Genomic DNA, 24203 nt, shown 5'->3' with positions numbered 1-24203 from the left:
CAAACAAACGGTTCACTTTTGCGTTGGTCCTATTTCGCGGATATAGGTCGAACGCGGATTTTAACCCCACGTTTCTAGCGTTTTCGCCGCATAGACTGCGGCCCATGTACTATTCGACCGAAGTTAAAGAAGCCGCCAAACGCCTGTTTCTGCGCCGCTGTAAGGCCAAGGAAATTCAGGCGCAACTCAACCTGCCCAACATCCGAATCGTCTACTACTGGATCCGGCAGGGTGGCTGGGAAGACATGCTCTCGGACGAAGAACCGCTGACCGCTGTCGGTCGGCGTATCACCCTGCTCCTGGACAAAGTCGGCAGCCTGTCCAAGGACGATCTGAACGAACTGGACCGGCTGACCGCCGTGCGCGAACGGTTGCTCAAGCAAGCGGCCAAACCTGCGCCGGCGGAGGCAACGCCCGGTGACGACCAAGTCGAGCCCTCGGAGCCACGTCAACGCTCGCGAGGTGACCGGCCCACGCGCGGTGAAGGTGGAGGCAAGAAAAAAGAGAAGAAGGCCAAGAACGACATCAGCGGCCTGACTGAAGTCGACTTCTTGGATAAGTTCATCAGCAAGATGTACCGCTATCAGCAGGAGCTGTTCGCGGCTAAGCAAAACCCGCTGACATGCCGGATCCGGAACATCCTCAAAAGCCGCCAGGTGGGCCTGACCTACTACTTCGCCGGCGAAGCGTTCATGGACGCCGTGTTAAGCGGCGACAACCAGGTGTTCCTGTCGGCCAGCCGATCGCAGTCGGAGATCTTCCGCAGCTACATCATCCAGTTCGCCCAGCAATGGTTCGGCATCGAGCTGACCGGCAACCCCATCACCCTGAGCAATGGCGCCGAACTGCGCTTCCTCAGCACCAACAGCAGCACCGCCCAGGGCTACCACGGGCACGTCTACGTCGACGAATATTTCTGGATCCGCGACTTCGAGAAATTGAGCACTGTGGCCAGCGCCATGGGAACTCACAAGAAGTGGCGAAAAACCTATTTCTCGACGCCCAGCGCCGTATCGCACCAGGCCTATCCATTCTGGTCCGGCGAGGAGTTTCGCAACAGCAAGCGCGGCAAGAAAGCCGGAGGCACTTGGCCGGTGGAGTCGACATATACCCAGGGCGCGCTGTGTCCGGATGGTCAGTGGCGCAAGACCATCACCATCCAGGACGCGATCGATGGCGGCTGCGATCTGTTCGACCTCCAGCAGCTGCAGCTGGAGTACGACGAGGACAAGTTTCAGCAGTTGTTCTACTGCAAGTTCATCGACAGCACGCAAAGCGCGTTCGGTCTCAAAGACCTGGAGCGTTGCTACTCCGATCTATCGCTGTGGGAGGACTACAAGCCCGACGACGACCGGCCATTTGGCAACAGCCCCGTCTGGCTTGGCTACGATCCAAGCCGCACCCGCGACGACGCTACCTGCGTGGTCATTGCACCACCACTCGAACCCGGGGCGAAGTTCCGGATTCTGGAGAAACACAGCTGGCGGGGACATTCGTTCACCTACCAGGCCGCCCAGGTCAAGAAGCTCACCGAGCGTTTCAACGTCCAGCACATCGGCATCGATGTCACCGGTGTGGGTTACGGCGTGTTCGACCTGGTGCGCGACTTCTACGCGAAAGCCACCCCGATCCACTACAGCCTGGAAGCGAAAAACGCCCTGGTGCTCAAGGCCCAGGACACGATCCAAGGCAGTCGCATCGAGTGGGATGCGGGCTGGACCGATATCGCCCAGGCGTTCCTGACCATCAAGCGCGGTACCACCAACAGTGGTCAGGTCACCTATAGCGCTTCGCGCACCGACGCCACCGGCCACGCTGACATCGCCTGGGCGGTCATGCACGCCCTGGCCAACGAACCCTTGAACACCAACAAGCGGCGCCGTAGCCGCTACGTCACGAGTGGAAACAATGCCCAATCCTCGACACAAAAAACGCCAGGTCAGCCAGCAGGTGCGACAGCCACAGCCCATGCGGGCGTTCACGTTCGGGGAACCCGAACAAGTGTTGTCGGGAAACATCGGCGAGTACGTAGGGGTGTTTCCCAGCGACGACGGCGAGATCTACAAGCCACCAGTGTCGCGTACCGGCCTGGCCAAGCTGCTGCGCGCCAATGCGCACCACGGCGCAATTCCGAAGTTCAAACGCAACCTGTTGCTGCGTGAGTTCATCCCCTCCGACGGCTGCAGCGCCCGAACAATGGGCTGCGCGGGTCTGGACTACATGGTATTCGGCGATGCGTTCTTCTATCGCGACATCAACGCCTTCGGCCAGGTCCTGGAGCTGCAGCACCTGCCGGCCATCAACATGCGGGTGAAAGTAGACGGTGGCTTCCGGATGCTGCTCCCGGATAACAAATTTATGGACTTCGACCAGGAGGAGATCGAACACGTCATGGACTACGACGTCGAGCAAACCATCTACGGCATTCCGGACTATCTGGGCGGCCTGCAGGCGCTGTTGCTCAACGAAGCCGCGACATTGTTTCGCCGGCGCTACTACAGCAACGGTGCGCACGCCGGTTACATCTTCTACACCAACGATCCCGACCTGACCGAAGAGGACGAGGAGAACCTGCGCGCCCAGATCAGCGCCAGCAAGGGTGTGGGCAACTTTCGCTCGATGTTCGTCAACATCCCGAACGGCAAAGAGAACGCCATTCAGATCATCCCCGTGGGGGATTTCCAAGCCAAGGACGAACTGGAGAAGGTGAAGAACATCACGCGCAATGACGTGATCGCTGCATGGCGAATGAACCCGGCACTGGCCGGCATCATCCCGGAAAACAACGCTGGCTTTGGCGATATCGAAAAGATCGATCGCGTGTATACCAGTAACGAGATCAGACCCATCTGTCAGCTGTTCAATCAATTGAACGACGCATTACGGGGCGACAGGCGATTCACCTGGAGAGAACCGCCCAAGGCAGCTGATTCCACTACATCGAGTGCATAGCTAAGAGATTGCCACTACATATTGTGGCAATATAGTGGCGATTGGATGCCCTGGGGAGGGACACAATGCGAGTTGTATGCAAATGCGGACACAAAGGTCGGATCGCTTCGAGAGAGGAGCTTTCGGTGGATTTCGCGAAGCTGTATTGCCAGTGCCTGAACGCAAAGTGCGGGCACACATGGGTTGCGAACCTAACGTTTTCACACACGTTGAGCCCATCAGCTCAGTCATTCGAAAGGATGTTGTTTGATCGTTTGAGGGATCTGCCCAGGGCTAAACAGCGAGAGCTATTTGATCAGTTGGGATCACAGGCAGTGGCGTAATGCAAATCGCCGACCCAAAGTGCCGGCGACCGATTACATGGCTTGGCTATCAGCTGACGGGAGTCTCCTCCGGCTTGGTAGCCAAGACCTCGGAAACACGACGCAATTGAAGTTGTTCCTGCTCACTCAGTCGACGGTATAGGTCGATAAGGCGCCGTTCAATTTTGGTCAGTCCAGACCATTCGAACTCGGTAGTTCCTGTATTGCCAAGGTCGTTCTTCTTGCGATCCAACATGCGTACTACTCCTTAAAGTGCATTGCTGAACCGAAGTTGACGGGGCTGGACCTCGCTTTAGTACAAAGGGGCGACGAATGTCGAACACGCGTTGTTACATGTTACTTCGACTGTCGGGCAGCATCGTCCGCCATGGCTTGCAGGAAACGAGTGATCGCTTCCTGGTCGAATGGAGTGATGCTTCTGAATTGCTCAATAATTCGAGCCTCCGTCGCATTCAAACCTTCCCCCAGTGCTTTTTGCCCAGTAAGCACATAAACAATATCCACTCCCAGCCCTGCGATAGCCCTCAAATAGGCCGTATCAGGGTGCCTGGCGCCACGCTCATAGCTGCCTTGAGTATTGCGGTTCACCGCTCCCGCTTGGGCCAAATCCTCTTGATTGAGACCCAACCTGACTCGTTCGTCACGTAAGCGATCCCCAACCGATCTCTCTGATACGGATTCAGACGCACAATTTTTCAAGCACTCACCCTGTACAAGACCAAAATAACGTGCATAATCACCACCAATGAACACAAAACAACCCGTATCAACAGGAGGCAACACACTATGCCCGTGCCAGTTACGCCGGAGCAAGCCCGCGCAGCGCTTGATCGAAAGGGGATGAGCATTGCGGAATTTTGTCGGCTTCATGATCTGAACAAGAATTTGGTCAGCGACCTTCTCAATGGTCGTCGAAAAGGTCGCCGAGGGGAGGCACATCGCGCCGCCGTGTTGCTCGGTATCAAAGACGGCGTTATTGAAGAGTAATGGCACGAAGCCACAGGGAAAAACAGAACATGAAAAGTTCAGTTCTAAAGACTCGCCGGGAAGTTGTCAGCGCCATTATCTGTAGTTACCCAGGTGGCCGGGAATGCGCTGCAGCGCGTATTGGTTTGGCGCTTAAAAAATTCGACAACCACGCTTACGAAAACAACAACAGTCGCCCGTTATCAGATGCCCAGCTCTACCAACTGGAGCAGGAAACTGGCACTCAACATCTTCCCACCTACATCGCGTCAATGTATGGCGGTTTGTTCGTGCCGGTGGCAGACCCTGAGAGCCTGGACAACGTGGAGATGTACACCCTCTCGGTAAACGTCGCAGCCAAGCGCGGGTGTGTTGATCAAGAAATTGCAAAGGCGTTGGCGGACGGCTGCATTTCCGAAATCGAAGCGGAACACATACTCAATGCCCACAACCTGCATATGGCAGCACGTCACGCAGAAGTGCTGGCAGCGATCGACTTGTACCGCAACAAATCAGGGGGTGCTCAATGAATAACGTCGCAGATATGGATTATCAGGAAACTATTCGTGCTGCCGCGCTGGCGTTCCTCGAACGCCACCAGGGCGAACACCTGGGCGATTTGGGTCAGTTCCTTTCCCGGACAATCAATCACCTGGTCGAAAGCCTCGAAGTAAAAGAGGCTCTTGCTACGCACCTGGTGCACCACGCCTACACCGACCTTATGTCGATCAACACACGTCAACGGATCGACCTGCAGGCGAGCAGTGACCACCACATCGTGATTACTGACCCCATTCGTGGTTGCACCTGGTCACTGCCCGCTTACTTGATCTACGAACACCTGATTGCTGCCGGTCGCGGCACACGCCTCACCCCCGCTACCTAACACCTCATTACCAATGTCCTGAGCCTACTAGCCGTGGGTTTGGGTGAGCTTTGCCCAATACCGAGGTTTCACTATGGGAAACGCCGTAACTATCAAGACAGAACTGCTCTCGATCGAGGCCGAAGCACTGCTGACTGCTATCCGTGCGCAGTACCAGGTGAGCCTGAATGACTACTGGTACGCAGATGAATTCCGGTACGTCCCGAAGGATGAACGGCACAGCTCGATTCTCAAGAAAAAACCAGCGATGGCAGCCCAAAAACGCCTGATGGCCGCGCTGTCCCTCAGCCTTAAAGCAGCGAAGTAGCAGTCATGATGAAAGAAGATCTCCGCGCAAGCGTCCTTCAACGGTTGGAACACGATTTCAATCTTAAACATCGCGTCGGGACCGACTACATGCGGGGCGGTGAGTGCCCTGCGTGTGGGAAAAAGGAGCTGTACGCTCGCTTCGACAAACCTTGGCAAATCCGCTGCGGCCGGCCCGAGCGCTGCGGCCATATTGCACACGTCAAAGAGCTCTACGAGGATCTGTTCGAAGATTGGAGCAAGCGAGCCCCTTCGACGGATAGCGACCCTGTTGCCACGGCTCGTGCATACCTGGAGTTCGCCCGCGGCTTGAATACGGGCCTGATGACTGGCTGGTACACCCAAGAAAACTACTTAAACCAGGACCTGAACGAAGCCAGTGCCACCGTACGCTTTGCACTGCCCAACGGGGGGTACTGGGAGCGCCTGATCGATCGCCCGTCACGCTTCGGCAAGATGAAGGCCCGTTTCAAGCCGAAATACAGCGCCCAAGGGTACTGGTGGTGTCCGCCCACCGTCGACTTGGCCACCGTTGAAGAACTCTGGATTGTCGAGGGGATTTTCGACGCCATCAGCCTGAATCAGAACAACATCGCAGCTGTATCGGCCATGTCCAGCAATGTCTATCCGGCTCACGCTCTTGAGGAGTTGGTGGCGCTGCGCAAGGGCAATCTCCCCAAGTTGGTATGGGCGCTGGACAACGAGCCCACAGCACGCAAGTACCTGCAGCGCTGGGCCAAACAATCGCGTGAGCTGGGTTTTAAATGTGTTGCCGCCCTGATCCCACAAAGGGACGGGCGCAAGGTCGATTGGAATGATCTGCACCAGCGTTGGCAGTTTGAAGAAGGCGAGAAGCGCGATCAGCGGCGCAAGCGGGATCTGGAGGTGGCTCGTCATGAAGGTGATCTCCTGCTGGCAGCCTCACCCCGCGAAAAGGCCATGCTGATGTACACCTGGGAGGACGCCACTTCGGAGTTCTGCCTGGAGTTCGGCAACCGGATGTACTGGGCAAAGTTCGACCTGTCCAAGCTCGAGGAAGAGCAACGCCAGATTCTTAACAGCGACGACCACGACGACCAGCTGCTGAGCGAGCGAGACGCACGGCGCAAGGTGCTGGAGTCGGTCTGCGCACTCAAGCTGATCACCAATTGCAACTTCGAAGCGTTGTACAAGCAGGTAAACGAAGTGACCAGTGAGGCCTGGTTCTACTTCCGTGTTGACACGCCCAGCGATAACGCCCCGGAAAAATTCACCTTCACTCCAAAGCAGATCTCCTCGAGCAGCGAGTTCAAGGCGCGCCTGATGTACTCCGGGGCGACCTGGCTGGGCACTCAAAAGCATCTGGACCAGATCATCATTCGGCAGACCGAAGGCCTGAAATCCGTCGAGACCATCGATTTCATCGGTTACAGCAAGGATCACAAGGCCTACATCTTCAACGACATCGCCGTCCAGGGCGGCAACGTCATCAAGGCCAACGCTGAGGACTACTTCGACCTCAGCAAAAAGCGGGTCAAGTGCCTGATGAAAACGGTAAAGATGAATTTGTCGATGGACGCGAAGGGTTACCGCGACGACTGGCTACCCAAACTCTGGCTGTGCTTTGGTGAAAAAGGCTTGGTGGCCCTGACCTATTGGTTCGGTTCACTGTTCGCTGAGCAGATCCGCGCCGAGTACGAGAGCTTTCCCTTCCTGGAAATGTCGGGCGAACCGGACTCAGGGAAAACCACCCTGATCAAGTTCATCTGGAAGCTGTTCGGACGCCTGTATGAAGGCTTCGACCCTGCCAAGGGTTCCACATCTGGCCGTAGCCGTGCGATGGGCCAGGTGGCCAACCTCCCCCTGGTGCTGCTTGAGGCTGACCGCAACTCCAACGCCGACAACGCGAAGTCATTCGAATGGGATGAGTTCAAAGACTTCTACGGCGGCGGTCTGCTGCGCACGCGTGGCATCAAAACCAACAGCAACGACACCTATGAGCCACCCTTTCGCGCTTCCATCGTGATCGCTCAGAACGCCCCGGTGGTCGGCCACGAGGCGATCCTGAGCCGTATCGCCAAGCTGTACTTCCCTAAGCCCAACATCACCGAGGAAAGCCGCGCAGCAGCAGACTCCCTGGTGCAGACAGAGGTTGAAGAAGTGAGCCACTTCATGGTCAAGGCCATGAAGGCAGAGCAACAGGTCATGGCCCGCTTTGCCGAGGTATACCCCAAGTACCGGGCCGAATTGTGGGCGAGCAAAAAGCTCGGCTCCGACCGCGTCATTCGCAACCACAGCATGCTGCTCGCATTGGTGGATTGCCTGCAGCTGGTTCTCCCCTTGTCCGATCGGATGGTCAGCGACACGCGCAAATACATCCTCGGCATGGCCGGCGAGCGCCAATCAGCAATCACGACCGATCCGCAGGAGCTGAACGAGTTCTGGCAGGTGTACGACTACCTGGAATCGCTCAGCAGCGAGCCCCTGGTCAACCACAGCAAAACCCCTGGGGTGATCGCCATCAACCTCAACCAGTTCGCCGAAGTCGCCATGGAACACCGCCAGCGGATTCCAGACTTGAGCGTCCTGCGACGGATGTTGAAGGAAGGTCGCACCCACAAGTTCATCGACGCCAGCCGCCCAACCGAAAGCGCTGTTCGGGCCAACTTGCAGATGCGCACCCCTCTCAATCCCATCCCCCAGTCAGTTCGCTGCTGGGTTTTCAAGGCCTGACCAACCCAACAACACAAGCGGAGCAAATACCCATGCATATCCAAGTCATCACTGGGGCCGGTCCTCACGGGATAACGAACCAGCTGCGACACGTGAAAGAGCTACAGCAGTGGCTTGACGAGACGGCAGGCAAACATTCCACCGTACATGCAGAAGCATACGGCGCTGCAGGCCTGATCGAGATCCTTGAGGTACATGCGGCAGACGGGCAGCAGGAAATTCTGGTGCTGGAGTGCAGCGTGGAACAGATCCAGGCCGCTTTGGAGTGGCAATCAGAGACAGACGAAGTCGTGGAGCTGGAGAACCTGGTGCTGCACCTGGTGCGAAAGCTGCCGACCGAACAGAGCGCCGGCTAAGCCGGAAATGAAGGGATGTCGAGGAGTTGCACCTCCCCGACACCAACCACTGAAAGGAGCAATTTCATGCGAGGAAACACCCAATTCAGCAGCGAAGTGAAGGCTACCACATCGCCCGAACAAAGCGCGCAAGCCACCCGCCATCTGGTAACGATCCGCCTCGTCGGTACCGCGTTATTTGAGTACCAGGTGCGCAAAACCACCGATGCCCGAATCCGCCTTGAATCACTGGCAACCATGGCCCAAGCCCAAGGAGACCTGACCGACACCGAAGCGCACGTTGTCGCTCAAGTTCTTGCCACCCACAAACACCGCGTCCACCAGCTGCAGGAGCTAAATCATGTCTGAGCAAACCAACCTCAAGCGATACAAAGTGAAAGACTCCTGGAAAGACTACGAGGTGTTGCTCGAGGTGAATCTCGATGTCTTGACGCTTGATCGGGCAACAATGATCAACAACTACCTTTCCGATGATAAAGCCAGGCTAATGGATGAAAGCGACGACGTCCTACGCGTGGCGATCCGACTGGCCGGATCCACCATGATCAGGATCATGCTCGAGCAAGGCGGAGCAGGTTTTACCCCGACCTTCAAAAACGTGTTCGGCACTAACCCAGGCCCGAGCTGGACCCATGACCTGCACAGCACGGAGGGTTTTGGTGGCTGTGAGGCGGACGAACAGCCATACGGCTGGTGCGGTATTCGGGTGATCGGCGCCGAAGTCGATGTTCCCGGATTCTTCGAAGTCGAACTGACTGAACTACCTGACGCGAAGGAAGACTGACGATGTCGCGATCAGAAAGAATTCGGCCAACGATGGCCAGCAAGCGGCTTGATTTGCCCAGTGTGTGCGACATCTGTGGCTTTGCTCGTTCGACACGCCGACACCAGGCCTGCAGCAAGCTACGTCAACAACGTAAGACAGAGGAATGGGACAATTTCATGGCAGAGAAACTAGCTGCGAGATTAGCGAAGGAGCGCCGCTATGCCCGCTGACATGTCAATCGCATCGCCAGACCTACTCAGTTCGCTACACGAATTAATTCGACAGTTGCAGCGCCCAGCGGTCGCCGCTGAGCACGAACTGTGGACCTCACAAGACATCGCGGCTTACCTGAAGCTATCCACCTACACCGTTGAACGTAGAGTGGTGGTTCAGCCCGGTTTTCCATCGAGCGTGCAGCCCTGCGCCACTGGAGCGAAGGCCGCGAAACGATGGTTTGCGGGAGAAGTGATCACCTGGTTGCGCCAACATCGCGCCAGATTGCCCGTAGCAAGGCGGTCGAGACAAACAGCGTGACGAAACAAGCCTGCGTACTCCGCAGGCTTTTTTTATCCCAGCCGCTGCGCCAGTTCTGATGCCGTGGCGTTGTAGTAAATCATCAAAGACTTCAGATCCTTGTGGCCGGTGATACGTGCAAGGTCGAGCACATCAACCTTGCGGGCAAGCCGAGTAATGGCTTCATGCCGCGTGTCATGGAAAGTCAGACCATCAATCCCCAGCTCGTCGCGAATCCTTCGGAACATACTGTCCGCCGATGCTGACTCTAGTTTGAATAGTCGATCGCCAGATCCCTTCCCTTTATAGAGCGGCTCCAACAACTCCCCCGCACGCTTGCTCAGGGGGACATTCCGACTGGTGCCGTTTTTTGTCATGGGCAGGTGGACGAAGCGCTCACGCAGATTCACCCACTTCGCGGTCAGACCTAATATTTCCCCTTGCCTCATGGCGGTCTCGATCGCGATGAGGAATGCATATGCCAACTCTTGAAGCAGCGTCACCGGCGGCTGTCCCTCGACAAAGCCAAGCCTATTCAGCAGCGCATTGATTTCACCTGGTGCAACACGACGATCGCGGGGTGCCCCATTACTCGGGCGCTTGGCATCACGTACCGGGTTGACCATGCACGTCTTCCATTCTCGTCTAGCGAGCTCAAACACGGATGAAAGAAGTGTCATTTCACGTCGGACGGTCGCGGTCTTCACCTTCTTGAGTCTTGCATCACGCCATTGAGCAACCTGCTCCGACGTTATGCTGTCCATCAGTTCCCCGACCCACTCAAGTTCCCGGTCGAACTTATCCAACCGCAACTCCTCCCAGCGCTGTCCCGCCTTGGTAGGGGACACATCACGCTTGTATCGGCGCAAGGCTTCCGACAGAGTCATAGACACGCTTGTACGGGACTTCCCGCTTTGCATGAGGATTTCAGCTTCACGAGCAGTTGCCCAAGCCACCGCCGCAGACTTGGTGTCGAAGGTTTGGGAGTCACGCACCCCCTGCTTCGCAACCTCGGCCCGCCAACCACCACTTCGTTTCCTATACGAGGCCATCACACCCTCCTGGCGTAAAAATGGCGTAAAGGCTAACACGCAGATGCACGATCCTGCCGTCCACTGTCTTAACCTGACATCGCCAATACCCAGCATAGCCGGGCATCGCAGGGAATTGCCGCATATGGTACGTTACCGCCGCAAAGCGACCGTTGCCCCCTCGGGGCACCAAAATTAAGAAAGGTCTTGCTTAGCAAGGCCTTTTTTTTCGCCTGCGATAATGTGCCTGACACCCCACACACCCTGTGGGAGCCAGCCTGCTGGCGATGCTTTCGCCCCTTGCCCTTCCACACCACCCGCACCGCCGGAACATTTCACAAGGATTCCCCCCATGGAATTGCACCTGGAAACCGTCGCCCTCTTCTCCCTGAAACTGGCTTACGAATCGGAAGATTCAAGCCCGATTTTGCGGGATGACCTGGTCATGGGTGATTACCAGCGGGATGTGTTTGAGTTGCTGGTGCGGCGGGGGGATGTTGAGGGGATTCAGGTGAAGGTGGGTGAGTGTGTGGGGTTGGCGCTGGAGGCGGTTGGGGGTGTGGATAAGCCGTTGGGGCGGGAGTTGTGGAGGTTGGCGGGGGAGTTTGCAGGGATTCGGGGGATGGAGGGGCTTGATGCGCCGCTCGTTGCGCTTAAGGATTATTTGAAAGACATTCAGTGATTGATCGATTGCGTAAGCAAGAGCATGACTGATGGTGTATCGGGGAACCGGCCTGACGGCTTTGGCGAACAGGCTCCCCCCCCTTTTTGCTGAAGTACGTTCTTACTCGCCTACCAACACAGCGCGCGAGTGAGATCGCTCGACTACTGCCGCATCAGTGGCACTGTTAATTTATCGGAGATGGCAAACTCGTTTTAGAGCGGTTGAACGCGAAATGATAAAAGAGACGGCACGTTACATCTTGATAACAGGCGCGGCAGGTACCGGCACCACGACCTTGGCGGATGCTTTAGCAAAGGAGCTGAGTACAACTCACCTGGAAGCCGATGATTTTTTGTGGTTGCCGAGTAACCCGCCATATCAGCATCTGGCAGACAAAACCCAGCGAGGAGCGCGCTTGCTACAAGAAATGCGCTCCCATGGCCGTGCCGTGGTTGCCGGATCAGTAATGGGCTGGGGTCAACCGCTTGAGAATGAATTTGATCTTGTGGTGTTCCTTTATCTTCCTGTTGAACTCAGGTTAGAGAGACTAAAACGTCGAGAGATAAAACGCTTTGGTCTAGTAAAGCCGGAGTTTCTGGCTTGGGCAGCTCAGTATGATGAGGGAAGCGCCCCTGGTCGGAGCTTGACCAGGCATCAGGAATGGATGTCTGTGCTTACTTGTATTGTCTTAAAGCTTGAGGGGGACATGTCCGTTACAGATCGGGTTCGGCAAATACTGGATGCAGTCGATGGGCTCAACCACACACCGTCGGTCATGTGAATGTGTGTTGGCTATACGCTTACCGCCTGGCGATATGAACGCGGGCTTGATTGCTATGGCCGGGGTATTTAGCGGGACGCGGGGATGCTTGCGTTTTTCGCGAGCAGCGCCTCCCCTTCCATAACGTCCCCCAGCGTTGCTGTGCAACCGCGCTGCATTTCCTTTCAAAACTTTACACTCTGTGAATTGCCGATCCGCTGCAGAGCCCCACGACCCGCCTGAGCTGCAGGTTCGTTTGCACTAAATTCGAAATTGCACAAAAAGGACGCAAGGCCCGTCGGAGGGAGGGGGATAAGTGCTTTTTCAGATGTTTTTTTCTTTATGCCTCTCGTTTCCCGATTTACCCACAGCCGATTACACTCGGGTAGATCCCAAGGCTTGGAGCGCACGCAGAATGTCCGTCGTTCATCAGATAACAAAGATCGAGGCAGCGCATCGACAGCTCGCAACGGGTGTACGCATGTTGTTTACCAACCAGGATGCGGTGTCTACGCATACGCTCTTTGGAGCATCTGCAACGCTGTTTGGGGACTTGGCGCGTAAGCGTAACGCTTCGGAATCGTGGGACCAGATGGCACACCAGGCGAACGGCTTGGAGCTCACTGAATATCTCAGGATCATCAGAACAGCCCAAAATTTCTTCAAACACGCCGCAAGCGATCCAGACGGTGTGTTCGATCTTGACCCATCCGATACCGAAGCTACTGGTTTTGTGGCGGTGATGAATGCCACCGCCTTGGGTGCGCCTCTAACATTTGAAGCCCAGGTATTCCAGCTCTGGTATATAGCTGCCAACCTGCCTCATGAGGATACAGAGGGATTTCAGGCCGTAGATGTGAATAGATGGTTCGGTGCCGACTTGCGGTCCAAAACACGCGAGGAACGCTTGGCCATCGGCCTTGACGCACTTAATAACTGGCGTCCTGCAGATTCGACAGATTAAGTAAGCGTAAATATTCGCTAGTTCTGAATGTGGTTTTCTCTTGACCGTTAAGATACCTATGGCGCTCCAACACAATCTAAAAGGACTAGACAAATGTCAAGCTGGTACGATATTAAAATCCAAGACCACAATGTATTTGAAAACAGTAGCAGGCACTTTGAAGAATGGCTATTCCAAAAGTCCGACCAAGTAATAAGAGAGGATGAACTTGGAACTAAAGAATACCTTTACTTGACCGATGCAGCTACGCTTAAGAGAAGATTAACTCTTAGAGGCTGCGACAGGAACATGTTAGAGAGGGAGTTCGAAGAAGCGATTGAGACACTTAATCTTGAGCTGGAGTATGCTGAGGAAATTATACCAGCTGAAACAGCTGAGCTCAGGGCAGCGATTCATGGAATGAATTTAGATTTCTGGCTCGATAAGCTACAGCTAATAGTTGAAAACAACATGGAACCTTACTTATTTGATGGTCAGCGCATTCATAATGACCCAGTAATCGACTATTTACTCTGCGTCAACAGGTGGCCTACCGAAACAAGGTACACTAGCTTCCCATGCATGACTCCCGATGGATATGCGGTCGCGGTATTACAGTTTGCCGCGCCTGACGCTGAAGTGGTGATGAACTGCACCGATCTCGTTAGAGCGCAAACCACCGACGTATTTGACAACTATATCGAGCACTTGCAAGAGCACACCGACCTATACAAAGTTTTTCAGACTTCCACTTTGGAAATTGAAAATATATTGCACACCACTGCAGAAAACTCGACACTTGCCAAGCTCCTGTATGCCGGGGTGATCACCGCGATGGAGACTTACTTATCCGACACTATGCGGAAGCTTGTTTTGAACCATCAAGCTGTGATGCAGCGATTTGTAGAGTCCAGCGAAAACTTCAACAAAAACATGAAAATATCTGACATTTTCAACAGACTAGAAAAGCTTGAAAAAGAAGTAAGTGCAGAGTTAGACAAAACAAGCTTTCACAATTTACCTGAAGCCGCCAAGCTTTTCCAAGACGTACTGATTGTAGATTTCCCTGAGGATTCCACGTCAAGCCTCAAAGGATGCGTACATATACGTCACGACATTGTTCACAGAAACGGAAAAACCTTCAAGGGCATCGAAAGAAACTTCAAGTCAGATGACGTCACCTCGCTTATCAACCTTGTGAAAAATTTTCTAGAAAATATCGACAACCAAATCAAAACCAACTTACTTATTTACGAAAACTAAACGCCTGCGACTTTTTGTTAATTACAAGTTCCAAACAGAAAAAATGGGGACTGATTTATTTTCAAGTAAATAAATCCGTCCCCTTTTTTCGGCTTTCGTCCTATTAGACTTGACCGCCAATGATCTCCCCTTCGATTTAATGCCGGACTTTATCAACAAAATGCCACACAGGCAGGCAAAAAAGCTTATAACAATAGTCGTTGTTTAAGATCAGTTGAGTGACCTTGCTTAAAAGAATCGGACGCAACCATTGCGATAAAGTCACCCTGCGACCTTAAAGCGCTATCTAAAGCATTGAGCTTGATTAGGGAAACTAAAAGCGCACAGGTTCTTGCTTGGCAGTTGATGGAATGTTGAGGATTAAACTCTATATCTGTAAACCCCTTATAACTATCTAGACGCTTTAAAAAATCTTGATGCGGCTGTAGTGCAGAAAGGTATAACCAATCATAGAAGGCAGTTTTAGGTACGAGCGGCCATTTCTGCCCGAAGAAATCAAAACCAACAAGCGGGCCAGAGGACTTTAGTCGTTCGTCTTTTTTGGCTGCCCAAGCATCTTTCTCATATATATCAACGTACGGGCCTCCATCTTTAAAAACCTTACTGCCTTGAAATGCTGACTCGAGGCTGATCTCACCAATTTCGGTATCTATTCTAAGACTAAATGCGCTAAGGCGACGACCAAGTTCCAGCTCAGACTTTGTTGATATTTCTAATAGGGGGTAAAGCCCTCGAGCTACAGCAGCTTCATGAAGGGCCGCTACATTTTTCTTTTTCTGAACGGGGGCAAACCCGGGATTCCATGAAAAGCTCACCATTGTCTCAGAAACTAGATGATCAGGCTTTCCTAGGGCTGAGAACACTGGACGACTAGCCATTTTTTTTTCCAAGTATCATTTCAAGTGGGATTAATCGAGGTATAAGAATTTCACTTCTGAGCGCAAGGTTTCTACGCTGACGTACTTCCGGATCTTTCCAGTCCATGTAGGTAAACATGGCTTCGAGATCAATTTCATCCCGAGCCGTTTCAGGTGAAAGCAGGGGGATGCCCGCTTTATTTGAAACATCGCTCGTATAATGAACACCTGGGACATCCAAAATATCAATACTGACTTTCAACCAAATTGGATTGGGTGTTCTGCCATCATTCCTAGTATGAAAAAGCATTGGATGATCGTCTAGAAAAGCAAGATGTACATAATTATCTACGTTGTTTATTTTATCGGCAGTGTGACTCCATTCATTTCCACCTGGAGCGGGAATTTTTATTCCCCGACTTTTTGCCTCAGCCAATGAAAACAAACCCTTATTATCAATAATACTCTGTAGATTAGATTGGTCAGTGAAGTGCCAAATCCCATCAATTCCGTGTTTTACTAACAATGCCTTCATAACGCCATCCGATAGCTAGTTTTGAGGTTGCTTTGCGTTTATGAAGCTCAGATGAACTTCAATATCAGCGAAAAGGTAGATTGAGGTTAGCTCAAGCCTTTGCGACAGACAACGATTGGCCGACACTGCGTCGAAATCAGGAGTATCCACAGGTGGAAACGCGAGACTGAATGCCGTAAGAACCAGCGGAAACAGGTCAGAAACTCACGCTGCTCTGTCCCCTATAAGTGTCGCATGCAGCACTTGGTCAAGCGTCCGCTTCTGGCCGAGAGGTGCCTGGCGCGATTGGCTGAAATCGGACCCAAAACAGCCCACCGACGTGTTGTGTCGATCCAAGAAGGAGAGAGGACAGACCACATTCTTTCGTCTCGGATGGATTTTAGATAAATCCCTCGAGGTTGCAGGTAAGACTTCTGCACGATACCCTCCCACCGTCGCTGCCAATTCAGCGACCGGGTGTGAGAGCCCGAAACAATCAAGGCGCAAAGCGCCCCAAAACCTGTCGTGGCGTTTTTTTTCGTCTGCGATATGGCTTTATGGCGGCTGTGCGTGGGAGACCTTCGGGTCTACCGGTTGCCTTGATTGCCGGTTTCTCACCCCGCGCACGGCTGTCACCCAAGCCCGTGAGAAGGCTCGTGGCAGCTCCTCAAATCAAGGATGTTGACCATGACCAGGACAAATCCGTTTGAAATTTGGCTTTCCCCTCTACGCAATCCCCAATCGCGTAACGCCCTCCCCCATTGCCTCTCCCTCCTCGGAGGTGGCCAATGAGCGAACAACCCGAACTCAAGACCATCGGCCTGACACCCGCGATCTACTGCGCGGATCAACCACTGTTCCACGTCACTCGCGGCGTTCCTCTCGGCGATGCATTGTCCATGGCCTCCGATTTTCTGTTCCTGGCCAAGACGCTCACTGAAGATGCTGCCTACGCCAGAGACACCGACCGCCATGCCTGGGCTGCGCATTATCTGACTTCGATGAGTAAGGCGTTGGTGGATGATGCGGTGAAGGTGCTAACGCGGGATCGGGTTTGTGTGCCGGTGTCCAAGAAGGCGGGAGAGAATGCTGAGGCTTAGTGTTTGGGCCTGTGGGTTGTGGGTGGTGGGTTGTTTGCGATGGTGGTCGCTGATTCAGCATTTGTGTTGGCTGGGGCTGGCGCTATCGCGGGCAAGCCCGCTCCCACAAGGGTTGTGGTCAGTGGGAGGCATCGGTTGGCCCTGGTGTGTGAGCAGGTTTGCGGTGCATCTCAGCATTGAGGGCGGTTGGGCTGGCGCTATCGCCAGCAGGGCTAGCTTGTATGTTTAGACTTGAAGGGGTGGGCGGGACTAAAAGCGAGGGTAATAGCCCCCCCGAGTTTCGGGATTTGTATCGAAGCCAGTTAGATCCCGAACAGTTTTCGAGGAAAGCCAGTTTCATCTGGAAACCCCATCGCTTTGAAAGTGCAGCCGGGCATAGCAGGCTTGCGATCGATCAGATCCGCAACGTCGTTGATCCAGGTCGAAGCGGGGGCGATCTTCTGTAGTAGAAACCATGTGACCGCAATTAACCCGTACAGCCGCTTCAGCGCATGCTGATCCAGCCCCAATACTTGGAAATACGGCTCCAAGGGGACCGATAACGGGTTACCCGAAGCCTGATTCCAGATGCGGGTATGGTGAGCACAGCGGTTGCGCAAATGGCTGATCTGCTGCATCCACCGGCTGAGCATCTTGGCGTTGTTCAAACCGAGGCGTGCGAGTATTAGATTCTGATATTTGCTGGTGAGCAGCTCGAAGAACTCCGAAAGATCCCCGAAGTCCCAAGCTTCCACGGCGACCCAAACAGGAATGGACTTACCGGCTCGCAAGTGCCACTGAATGCAGTCTTCCTTGCTCCGCGCAATATGCGACTGCTGTTTCAGACTCCACTCTGTCCACTTGTTCCGCGCTTTACCACGGCTGTCCGTGTATGGCTGGGTCCATTTGTACAGAATGAATTTCACATTGGTGTAGGCCATCGGGTCGTGATACCCAACCTCGTGAGCCGTTATGGTCTTGAGGTGGACCTCCAGGCGCTCGACCGCATCCAGCATGAGCATTCGCAATCGTTTATCGAACTGGTAAAGGTCTACGATCGCATCGAAAGAGGTGGCCGCTTGGAAAGTGTCCAGACGAAGAGGCTTGCCCGCGACCGGGCAGACTTCTTGCTGAAGGCCGTTCATTTTGAATTCCCGCGCCGGGTACCAGAATCCGCTGAGGCGGTAATACCCTAGCTGCGCGAGTTTGCGTTCTGCACGTGACGGGTCATCGATTTGCTGGTCAGGAGCGCAACCATGTCTGGATACGTAAGGAAAGGCTTCGGAGGGGCTGGATTAGGCAACGTCCATGTTCCATAAACAAGAAGGCCCGAACGTAATGCCGGACTGAGCCAGCACCAGAGGATCGGGCGCGATTGGGATCCATGCTGCCGTAGCCTAATGACTATGTCAATGTCGACATCACATTAAACGCGGCAAACGTCAGGGTTCATTCGTGATTCGGCGGTTTGTTACAGGTTACATCCACCTCTTACAGCGGCCTGAACAGAGCACTGCGGTTGTTGTCAGGCCATTGCGAAAAAGCAGGGGGCTGCTGATTGTTTGAAGGCGATGATTGAGGCGCTGTTTGATGATGCTATGAAGTGCTGACGCGGGCTCGGACTTCTGCGTCGACCTCCAAGCGGGGGCATTCAACAAGGAAAGTGGATACCTTGCGTTATTCGCGAGCAAGCTCGCTCCTACAAAGGACAGCGTAGTGGATCAACGCATCTGCTCCCTGAAAATACCTAAGGTTCTGATACTTCTTCTCCCCTGCAATGCTTGCTATATATCAGCCATCGACAGGCCCTTTGGGCATTAGGCCAGTGCGTGAACGCCCCGTGCACCACTCATCTAGACTTAATGGATAGTCGTAGGCAGAACCGAGCACGTCGCTTTGGTGCAGTTGGATCAATAGCGGCGTGGCAAGCTGCCCTTTATGCCCAGTAGAGGCGCGGCGAAGACCGTGCCGGGCACAACAAGATGCCCGCTCAGGGTGCCCTGGCCAACGGCCTGAAATTGCCACGATGCCGTGACGTGGTGTGAGTGCCGCAGCCGACACTTTCGGACGACCGACAACCATCTGGTTTGTCCGTGACCGTGAGGATTGCTGAATGCCTGATGTTGAGTTGCACTTGCCTTTGGTCAACAGCCTGCTGGAGCGCCACAAGGGCTCTGCGGGTGCGCTGTTGCCCATTCTTCATGATATTCAGGAGCGCATTGGGTACATCCCCGATGCCGCCGTCCCCGAGATTGCCCATGCGCTGAACCAGAGTCAGGCCGAGGTTCGTGGGGTGATCAGTTTTTACCACGATTTCCGTACCGCGCCGCCCGCGCGACATATCCTGCGGCTGTGCCGAGCAGAGTCGTGCAAGAGTCGTGGTGCCGAGCAGTTGGCCGCGCAGTTGCGCGAGCGTCTGCAACTGGATGATCACGGCAGTAGCGCGGATGGGAGCATCAGTTTGCGGCCGGTGTATTGCCTGGGCGCTTGCGCCTGTTCGCCGGCGCTGGAGCTGGATGGCCGGGTGCATGCGCGGCTGAGTGCCGAGCGGCTGGATGCATTGCTCGATGCTTGCCGGGAGGACGCATAATGCCCGCTTTCTATGTGTCTCGTGATTCGGTAGCCCGTGCCGTGGGTGCCGAAGAGGTTGTGGAGGCCCTTATCATCCATGGCCGGGGGCGCGTCGTGCCGCTGGTGATAAACCGCACCAGCTCGCGTGGCCTGTACTGGCTGGAACCATTGCTGGAAGTGGACACGCCGCAAGGTCGTTTCGGCTTCGGCCCACTGACTGCTGACGATGTACCGTCAGTGCTCGAAGCCCTGAAAGGCGAGCCGTCTGCTCATCCTTTGGCCCTGGGTCTGGTGGAAGAGTTGCCCTATCTGAAGACTCAACAACGCCTGCTGTTTGCCCGCGCCGGCATCACACAGCCGCTGTACATCGACGATTACCTGGATCATGGCGGTTTCGAGGGTTTGAAAAGAGCCGTCATCCTCGGTGGCGAACGGACTGCGACTGAAGTGTTCGACTCAGGCCTGCGTGGCCGTGGCGGCGCGGCCTTCCCCGCCGGGATCAAATGGCGCACGGTGCGCGCGACCGAAGCGGCGCAAAAGTACATTGTGTGCAACGCCGACGAAGGCGACTCCGGCACCTTTGCCGATCGCATGCTGATGGAAGGCGACCCCTTCCTGCTGATCGAAGGCATGGCCATTGCCGGCCTCTGCGTCGGCGCTACCTACGGCTACATCTATGTGCGCTCGGAGTATCCGGATGCCGTGGCCATCCTGCGCAACGCGCTGGAGATTGCCCGGAAGAATGGTTACCTCGGCGCCAATGTCGGCGGCAGCGGTCAGGCCTTCGATATGGAAGTGCGGGTCGGTGCCGGTGCCTACATCTGCGGTGAAGAAACCGCGCTGCTGGACTCTCTTGAAGGCAAACGCGGGATCGTTCGCGCCAAGCCGCCGATCCCCGCCTTGAAGGGCTTGTTCGGCCAGCCGACGCTTGTGCACAACGTGCTGACCTTGGCCTCGGTGCCGCTGATTCTGGCCAAGGGCGCGCAGTTCTATCGCGATTACGGCATGGGCCGTTCCCTGGGCACCATGCCCTTCCAGTTGGCGGGCAATGTGCGTCGCGGCGGGCTGGTGGAACGGGCCTTTGGCCTGACCCTGCGCGAACTGGTGGAAGACTACGGCGGAGGCACCGCCAGTGGCAGGCCGCTGAAGGCTGCGCAGGTGGGTGGCCCGCTCGGCGCCTGGGTGCCGCCGTCGCAATTCGATACGCCGCTGGATTACGAGGCCTTTGCCGGCATCGGCGCGATGCTCGGTCACGGCGGTGTGGTGGTGGCGGACGACACGCTGGACATGGCTCACATGGCGCGATTCGCCATGGAGTTCTGCGCCGAGGAGTCCTGTGGCAAATGCACGCCGTGCCGCATCGGCTCGACCCGGGGCGTGGAGGTGATCGACCGCTTGCTGGCCGCGCAAGACCCGAGCGGTCGCGATGAGCAAGTGATCATCCTCAAGGACCTGTGCGACACCCTGCAATACGGTTCGCTGTGTGCGTTGGGCGGCATGGTGTCCTTTCCGGTCGCCAGCGCCCTCAAGCACTTCCCCGCCGACTTCGGCTTGTTGCCCTCGGAGGCCGAGCAATGATCACTCTCTTCGACCCGAACACCGACATTGACCTGGGTACTCCTGCCCGCGACAGCCAGGTGCAGGTCACCCTGAACATCGACGGCCGCAGCATCAGCGTGCCAGAAGGCACTTCGGTGATGCGTGCCGCCGCGCTGCTCGGCACCACCATTCCCAAACTCTGTGCCACCGACAGCCTGGAAGCCTTCGGTTCCTGCCGCATGTGCCTGGTGGAGATCGACGGCATGCGCGGTTATCCGGCGTCCTGCACCACGCCGGTTACTGAAGGCATGAGCGTGCACACCCAGACGCCGAAGCTCGCGACCCTGCGGCGCAATGTCATGGAGTTGTACATCTCCGATCACCCGCTGGACTGCCTGACCTGCTCGGCCAACGGCAACTGCGAGCTGCAAACCGTGGCCGGTCAGGTCGGCCTTCGGGAGGTGCGTTACGGCTATGAAGGCGACAACCATCTGGCCGATGTGAAGGACACTTCCAACCCCTACTTCGACTACGACCCGAGCAAGTGCATCGTCTGCAACCGCTGTGTGCGCGCTTGCGAGGAAACCCAAGGCACCTTTGCCCTGACCATTACCGGGCGCGGTTTTGAATCCCGGGTGGCGGCTGCGGGTGGGGATAACTTCCTCGATTCGGAATGCGTGTCCTGCGGCGCCTGTGTGCAGGCCTGCCCTACTGCGACGCTGATGGAAAAAAGCGTGGTCGAACTGGGCCAGCCCGAGCGCAGTGTGATCACCACCTGCGCCTATTGCGGCGTGGGTTGCTCGTTCCGCGCCGAGATGAAAGGCGACCAGCTGGTGCGCATGGTTCCGGACAAGAACGGCCAGGCCAACCATGGCCACTCCTGCGTCAAGGGGCGCTTTGCCTGGGGCTACGCCACCCACCCGGATCGAATCACCAAACCGATGATCCGTAAGCACATCAACGACCCTTGGCAGGAAGTGAGCTGGGATGAGGCGGTGACCTACGCCGCCAGCGAATTCCGCCGGTTGCAGCAGAAATATGGTCGCGATTCCATTGGCGGCATCACCTCCAGCCGCTGCACCAACGAAGAAACTTACCTGGTGCAAAAACTGGTGCGCGCCGCGTTCGGCAACAACAACGTCGACACCTGTGCGCGGGTCTGCCACTCGCCCACCGGCTATGGTTTGAAACAGACCCTGGGCGAGTCAGCCGGCACCCAGAGCTTCGACTCGGTGATGCAGGCCGACGTGATCCTGGTGATGGGCGCCAACCCCAGCGACGCGCACCCGGTGTTCGCTTCCCAGCTCAAGCGCCGTCTACGTGAGGGCGCGCGGCTGATCGTCATTGACCCACGACGCATCGACCTGGTGGATTCGGTGCACGCCCGCGCTGAATATCACCTGGCCCTGCGCCCCGGCACCAACGTCGCCATGCTCAACGCCCTGGCCCATGTGATCGTCACCGAAGGGCTGCTCAACCAGGCCTTTATCGACGCCCGTTGCGAGGGCGGCGATTTCGCCAACTGGAGTGAGTTTGTCAGCCGGCCGGAAAACTCGCCGGAAGTGCTTGGCGCGATCTGCGGCGTGCCCGCTGCCGACATTCGTGCCGCCGCGCGCCTGTATGCCACTGGCGGCAATGCGGCGATTTACTATGGCCTGGGTGTCACCGAGCACAGCCAAGGCAGCACCGCCGTCATGGGCATTGCCAACCTGGCCATGGCCACCGGCAACATCGGCCGCGAAGGCGTCGGCGTGAACCCGCTGCGGGGGCAGAACAACGTTCAAGGTTCCTGTGACATGGGCTCGTTCCCCCACGAGTTGCCTGGCTACCGGCACATCTCCAACGAGGTGGTGCGGGCGCAGTTCGAACAGGCGTGGAACGTCACCCTGCAACCCGACCCGGGCCTGCGTATTCCCAACATGTTCGAGTCGGCCCTGGCCGGCAGTTTCAAGGGCCTGTATTGCCAGGGCGAGGACATCGCCCAGAGCGATCCGAATACCCAGCACGTCACTGCGGCGCTGTCGGCCATGGAGTGCGTGGTAGTACAGGATATTTTCCTCAACGAAACCGCCAAGTTCGCCCATGTGTTTTTGCCGGGCAGTTCGTTCCTGGAGAAGGACGGTACTTTTACCAACGCCGAACGGCGCATCTCCCGGGTGCGCAAGGTCATGGACCCTCTGGGCGGCAAGGCTGACTGGGAAGGTACGGTGGCGCTGGCCAACGCCCTGGGTTACCCGATGAACTACAAACACCCATCGGAAATCATGGATGAAATCGCCAGCCTGACGCCGACCTTTACCAACGTCAGCTACGCCGAACTCGATCGCCACGGCAGCCTGCAATGGCCGTGCAACGCCGCGGCACCGGATGGCACGCCGACCATGCACATCGAGGAATTCGTGCGCGGCAAGGGGCGTTTCATGCTCACCGGCTATGTGCCGACCGAGGAGAAGGTCAACACCCGTTATCCGCTGCTGCTGACCACCGGGCGCATCCTCAGCCAGTACAACGTCGGCGCGCAAACCCGGCGTACCGAGAACGTCGCCTGGCACGATGAAGACCGCCTGGAAATCCACCCGACTGACGCCGAAAGCCGAGGCATCAACGAAAATGACTGGGTCGGCATCGGCAGCCGTGCCGGGCAGACCGTACTGCGGGCGCGGATCACCGAACGGGTTGCGCCGGGCGTGGTGTACACCACCTTTCACTTCCCTGAATCAGGCGCCAACGTGATCACCACCGACAACTCCGACTGGGCCACCAACTGTCCGGAGTACAAGGTTACGGCCGTGGAAGTCAGCCGCGTGTATCACCCTTCGGAGTGGCAAAAGCGCTTCCAGGAGTTCAGCGAGGAACAGGACCGCTTGCTCAAGGATCGCCGCCACGCCCGTGGTGATAAGGCGGAGGTGCGCCGATGAGCACTGAAAACCTGATCAAGATGGCCAACCAGATCGCCCAGTACTTCGCCAGCCAACCGGACCAGCAACAGGCGGTGCTCAGTGTGCGTAATCATCTGCAGATGTTCTGGGCGCCGAGCATGCGCAAGGAATTGCTGGCCTGGCAGACGGAGCATCAGGGGGCGGATTTGCATCCGTTGGTGCAAGAGGCGGTGAGTGGCGCGGGTTGGTAGCGCCTGGAAAAACGCTATCCCTGTAGGAGCCGGCTTGCTGGCGATCGCGGTTCGTCAGGCGACATGTGTGTC

At 56.1% G+C, this 24203-nt stretch carries 26 protein-coding genes; 20 read left to right on the top strand and 6 right to left on the bottom strand.

Annotated features, from left to right (window positions below):
* The first annotated feature begins 104 nt into the window (after window positions 1–104).
* The 3 genes from ACM6I6_RS08310 (at window position 105) to ACM6I6_RS08300 (ending at window position 3275) form a co-directional block, all read left to right on the top strand.
* On the top strand, window positions 105–2162 hold the full coding sequence (locus ACM6I6_RS08310) for a terminase large subunit domain-containing protein (RefSeq protein ID WP_414919738.1): 2058 nt from the start codon (window positions 105–107) through the stop codon (window positions 2160–2162).
* A complete protein-coding gene (locus ACM6I6_RS08305; protein WP_414919737.1) occupies window positions 2074–2952 on the top strand; it encodes a phage portal protein in 879 nt (292 codons plus the stop codon). The genes ACM6I6_RS08310 and ACM6I6_RS08305 overlap by 89 nt, the downstream gene beginning before the upstream one ends.
* Window positions 2953–3017: 65 nt before the next feature.
* Window positions 3018–3275 carry an ogr/Delta-like zinc finger family protein gene (locus ACM6I6_RS08300; protein ID WP_323606690.1) on the top strand — a complete coding sequence of 86 codons (258 nt, stop codon included), beginning with the start codon at window positions 3018–3020 and terminating at the stop codon, window positions 3273–3275.
* Between the two features lie 49 nt (window positions 3276–3324).
* Here ACM6I6_RS08300 and ACM6I6_RS08295 read toward each other — a convergent pair whose 3' ends face one another.
* Window positions 3325–3510, bottom strand: coding sequence for a hypothetical protein (locus tag ACM6I6_RS08295; RefSeq protein ID WP_414919736.1), 186 nt, complete (start codon window positions 3508–3510; stop codon window positions 3325–3327).
* Window positions 3511–3611: 101 nt separating this feature from the next.
* Window positions 3612–3902, bottom strand: coding sequence for a helix-turn-helix domain-containing protein (locus ACM6I6_RS08290; protein ID WP_414919735.1), 291 nt, complete (start codon window positions 3900–3902; stop codon window positions 3612–3614).
* Between the two features lie 159 nt (window positions 3903–4061).
* Between ACM6I6_RS08290 and ACM6I6_RS08285 the strand changes: the two genes are divergently transcribed.
* The 8 genes from ACM6I6_RS08285 (at window position 4062) to ACM6I6_RS08250 (ending at window position 9285) form a co-directional block, all read left to right on the top strand.
* The gene (locus ACM6I6_RS08285) at window positions 4062–4262 is read left to right on the top strand and encodes a DNA-binding protein (RefSeq protein ID WP_414919734.1); all 201 of its coding nucleotides are present in this window, start codon (window positions 4062–4064) and stop codon (window positions 4260–4262) included.
* 29 nt (window positions 4263–4291) lie between these two features.
* Entirely contained in the window at window positions 4292–4771 is a 480-nt protein-coding gene (locus tag ACM6I6_RS08280; RefSeq protein WP_414919733.1) for a YmfL family putative regulatory protein, read from the top strand.
* Window positions 4768–5127 carry a hypothetical protein gene (locus ACM6I6_RS08275; RefSeq protein WP_414919732.1) on the top strand — a complete coding sequence of 120 codons (360 nt, stop codon included), beginning with the start codon at window positions 4768–4770 and terminating at the stop codon, window positions 5125–5127. Before ACM6I6_RS08280 ends, ACM6I6_RS08275 begins: the two co-directional genes overlap by 4 nt.
* Before the next feature lie 73 nt (window positions 5128–5200).
* Window positions 5201–5434, top strand: coding sequence for a hypothetical protein (locus tag ACM6I6_RS08270; protein WP_414919731.1), 234 nt, complete (start codon window positions 5201–5203; stop codon window positions 5432–5434).
* 8 nt (window positions 5435–5442) lie between these two features.
* Window positions 5443–8145, top strand: a complete 2703-nt coding sequence (locus ACM6I6_RS08265) for a toprim domain-containing protein (RefSeq protein ID WP_414919730.1) — start codon at window positions 5443–5445, stop codon at window positions 8143–8145.
* A gap of 32 nt (window positions 8146–8177) precedes the next feature.
* On the top strand, window positions 8178–8501 hold the full coding sequence (locus ACM6I6_RS08260) for a hypothetical protein (RefSeq protein ID WP_414919729.1): 324 nt from the start codon (window positions 8178–8180) through the stop codon (window positions 8499–8501).
* A gap of 66 nt (window positions 8502–8567) precedes the next feature.
* Window positions 8568–8849 (top strand): hypothetical protein, encoded by a 282-nt coding sequence (locus ACM6I6_RS08255; protein WP_414919728.1) that lies wholly within the window; start codon window positions 8568–8570, stop codon window positions 8847–8849.
* Complete coding sequence (locus ACM6I6_RS08250; RefSeq protein WP_414919727.1) at window positions 8842–9285, top strand: DUF2528 family protein; 444 nt, start codon at window positions 8842–8844, stop codon at window positions 9283–9285. Before ACM6I6_RS08255 ends, ACM6I6_RS08250 begins: the two co-directional genes overlap by 8 nt.
* A gap of 548 nt (window positions 9286–9833) precedes the next feature.
* Here the strand turns inward: ACM6I6_RS08250 and ACM6I6_RS08245 are convergent.
* Window positions 9834–10586 (bottom strand): tyrosine-type recombinase/integrase, encoded by a 753-nt coding sequence (locus tag ACM6I6_RS08245; RefSeq protein ID WP_414919726.1) that lies wholly within the window; start codon window positions 10584–10586, stop codon window positions 9834–9836.
* Between the two features lie 577 nt (window positions 10587–11163).
* Between ACM6I6_RS08245 and ACM6I6_RS08240 the strand changes: the two genes are divergently transcribed.
* The 4 genes from ACM6I6_RS08240 to ACM6I6_RS08225 all read left to right on the top strand — a co-directional run bounded on the left by ACM6I6_RS08240 (window position 11164) and on the right by ACM6I6_RS08225 (window position 14441).
* Window positions 11164–11493, top strand: a complete 330-nt coding sequence (locus ACM6I6_RS08240; protein ID WP_414919725.1) for a hypothetical protein — start codon at window positions 11164–11166, stop codon at window positions 11491–11493.
* 214 nt (window positions 11494–11707) lie between these two features.
* Complete coding sequence (locus tag ACM6I6_RS08235; RefSeq protein WP_414919724.1) at window positions 11708–12256, top strand: AAA family ATPase; 549 nt, start codon at window positions 11708–11710, stop codon at window positions 12254–12256.
* Window positions 12257–12650: 394 nt separating this feature from the next.
* On the top strand, window positions 12651–13199 hold the full coding sequence (locus ACM6I6_RS08230) for a hypothetical protein (RefSeq protein ID WP_414919723.1): 549 nt from the start codon (window positions 12651–12653) through the stop codon (window positions 13197–13199).
* Window positions 13200–13292: 93 nt separating this feature from the next.
* Window positions 13293–14441, top strand: a complete 1149-nt coding sequence (locus ACM6I6_RS08225; protein ID WP_414919722.1) for a HEPN/Toprim-associated domain-containing protein — start codon at window positions 13293–13295, stop codon at window positions 14439–14441.
* Window positions 14442–14626: 185 nt separating this feature from the next.
* Here ACM6I6_RS08225 and ACM6I6_RS08220 read toward each other — a convergent pair whose 3' ends face one another.
* Both ACM6I6_RS08220 and ACM6I6_RS08215 read right to left on the bottom strand, forming a co-directional pair.
* Entirely contained in the window at window positions 14627–15331 is a 705-nt protein-coding gene (locus ACM6I6_RS08220; protein WP_414919721.1) for a DUF6977 family protein, read from the bottom strand.
* Window positions 15312–15833 (bottom strand): DarT ssDNA thymidine ADP-ribosyltransferase family protein, encoded by a 522-nt coding sequence (locus ACM6I6_RS08215; protein ID WP_414919720.1) that lies wholly within the window; start codon window positions 15831–15833, stop codon window positions 15312–15314. The genes ACM6I6_RS08220 and ACM6I6_RS08215 overlap by 20 nt, the downstream gene beginning before the upstream one ends.
* 767 nt (window positions 15834–16600) lie before the next feature.
* On the opposite strand from ACM6I6_RS08215, the gene ACM6I6_RS08210 reads away from it, so the two are divergent.
* The gene (locus tag ACM6I6_RS08210) at window positions 16601–16912 is read left to right on the top strand and encodes a DUF3077 domain-containing protein (protein ID WP_046820408.1); all 312 of its coding nucleotides are present in this window, start codon (window positions 16601–16603) and stop codon (window positions 16910–16912) included.
* Between the two features lie 302 nt (window positions 16913–17214).
* On the opposite strand, the gene ACM6I6_RS08205 is transcribed toward ACM6I6_RS08210, so the two are convergent.
* Complete coding sequence (locus ACM6I6_RS08205) at window positions 17215–18126, bottom strand: Abi family protein (RefSeq protein ID WP_323626814.1); 912 nt, start codon at window positions 18124–18126, stop codon at window positions 17215–17217.
* 878 nt (window positions 18127–19004) lie between these two features.
* On the opposite strand from ACM6I6_RS08205, the gene ACM6I6_RS08200 reads away from it, so the two are divergent.
* The 4 genes from ACM6I6_RS08200 to ACM6I6_RS08185 are packed head-to-tail and all read left to right on the top strand — an operon-like array spanning window position 19005 to window position 24131.
* Complete coding sequence (locus ACM6I6_RS08200) at window positions 19005–19481, top strand: formate dehydrogenase subunit gamma (RefSeq protein ID WP_408599825.1); 477 nt, start codon at window positions 19005–19007, stop codon at window positions 19479–19481.
* On the top strand, window positions 19481–21040 hold the full coding sequence (locus tag ACM6I6_RS08195; protein WP_414919719.1) for a formate dehydrogenase beta subunit: 1560 nt from the start codon (window positions 19481–19483) through the stop codon (window positions 21038–21040). The genes ACM6I6_RS08200 and ACM6I6_RS08195 overlap by 1 nt, the downstream gene beginning before the upstream one ends.
* Complete coding sequence (gene fdhF, locus ACM6I6_RS08190; protein WP_323605669.1) at window positions 21037–23919, top strand: formate dehydrogenase subunit alpha; 2883 nt, start codon at window positions 21037–21039, stop codon at window positions 23917–23919. Before ACM6I6_RS08195 ends, fdhF begins: the two co-directional genes overlap by 4 nt.
* Window positions 23916–24131 carry a formate dehydrogenase subunit delta gene (locus tag ACM6I6_RS08185; protein WP_248687421.1) on the top strand — a complete coding sequence of 72 codons (216 nt, stop codon included), beginning with the start codon at window positions 23916–23918 and terminating at the stop codon, window positions 24129–24131. Before fdhF ends, ACM6I6_RS08185 begins: the two co-directional genes overlap by 4 nt.
* Window positions 24132–24203: the final 72 nt, after the last annotated feature.

The organism is Pseudomonas sp. IT-P218 (assembly GCF_949767605.1).
GTDB lineage: Bacteria > Pseudomonadota > Gammaproteobacteria > Pseudomonadales > Pseudomonadaceae > Aquipseudomonas > Aquipseudomonas putida_AE.
Note: the sequence above shows the minus strand (reverse complement) of the source record. Positions and strands in the feature narration are given on the sequence as shown.

Excerpts from the sequence above, each read along its gene's own strand:
- ACM6I6_RS08310 (WP_414919738.1), top strand. The coding sequence starts at position 105 with ATGTACTATTCGACCGAAGTTAAAGAAGCCGCCAAACGCCTGTTTCTG.
- ACM6I6_RS08300 (WP_323606690.1), top strand. The coding sequence starts at position 3,018 with ATGCGAGTTGTATGCAAATGCGGACACAAAGGTCGGATCGCTTCGAGA.
- ACM6I6_RS08295 (WP_414919736.1), bottom strand. The coding sequence starts at position 3,510 with ATGTTGGATCGCAAGAAGAACGACCTTGGCAATACAGGAACTACCGAG.
- ACM6I6_RS08285 (WP_414919734.1), top strand. The coding sequence starts at position 4,062 with ATGCCCGTGCCAGTTACGCCGGAGCAAGCCCGCGCAGCGCTTGATCGA.
- ACM6I6_RS08280 (WP_414919733.1), top strand. The coding sequence starts at position 4,292 with ATGAAAAGTTCAGTTCTAAAGACTCGCCGGGAAGTTGTCAGCGCCATT.
- ACM6I6_RS08275 (WP_414919732.1), top strand. The coding sequence starts at position 4,768 with ATGAATAACGTCGCAGATATGGATTATCAGGAAACTATTCGTGCTGCC.
- ACM6I6_RS08270 (WP_414919731.1), top strand. The coding sequence starts at position 5,201 with ATGGGAAACGCCGTAACTATCAAGACAGAACTGCTCTCGATCGAGGCC.
- ACM6I6_RS08265 (WP_414919730.1), top strand. The coding sequence starts at position 5,443 with ATGAAAGAAGATCTCCGCGCAAGCGTCCTTCAACGGTTGGAACACGAT.
- ACM6I6_RS08260 (WP_414919729.1), top strand. The coding sequence starts at position 8,178 with ATGCATATCCAAGTCATCACTGGGGCCGGTCCTCACGGGATAACGAAC.
- ACM6I6_RS08255 (WP_414919728.1), top strand. The coding sequence starts at position 8,568 with ATGCGAGGAAACACCCAATTCAGCAGCGAAGTGAAGGCTACCACATCG.
- ACM6I6_RS08250 (WP_414919727.1), top strand. The coding sequence starts at position 8,842 with ATGTCTGAGCAAACCAACCTCAAGCGATACAAAGTGAAAGACTCCTGG.
- ACM6I6_RS08240 (WP_414919725.1), top strand. The coding sequence starts at position 11,164 with ATGGAATTGCACCTGGAAACCGTCGCCCTCTTCTCCCTGAAACTGGCT.
- ACM6I6_RS08235 (WP_414919724.1), top strand. The coding sequence starts at position 11,708 with ATGATAAAAGAGACGGCACGTTACATCTTGATAACAGGCGCGGCAGGT.
- ACM6I6_RS08230 (WP_414919723.1), top strand. The coding sequence starts at position 12,651 with ATGTCCGTCGTTCATCAGATAACAAAGATCGAGGCAGCGCATCGACAG.
- ACM6I6_RS08225 (WP_414919722.1), top strand. The coding sequence starts at position 13,293 with ATGTCAAGCTGGTACGATATTAAAATCCAAGACCACAATGTATTTGAA.
- ACM6I6_RS08215 (WP_414919720.1), bottom strand. The coding sequence starts at position 15,833 with ATGAAGGCATTGTTAGTAAAACACGGAATTGATGGGATTTGGCACTTC.
- ACM6I6_RS08210 (WP_046820408.1), top strand. The coding sequence starts at position 16,601 with ATGAGCGAACAACCCGAACTCAAGACCATCGGCCTGACACCCGCGATC.
- ACM6I6_RS08200 (WP_408599825.1), top strand. The coding sequence starts at position 19,005 with ATGCCTGATGTTGAGTTGCACTTGCCTTTGGTCAACAGCCTGCTGGAG.
- ACM6I6_RS08195 (WP_414919719.1), top strand. The coding sequence starts at position 19,481 with ATGCCCGCTTTCTATGTGTCTCGTGATTCGGTAGCCCGTGCCGTGGGT.
- fdhF (WP_323605669.1), top strand. The coding sequence starts at position 21,037 with ATGATCACTCTCTTCGACCCGAACACCGACATTGACCTGGGTACTCCT.
- ACM6I6_RS08185 (WP_248687421.1), top strand. The coding sequence starts at position 23,916 with ATGAGCACTGAAAACCTGATCAAGATGGCCAACCAGATCGCCCAGTAC.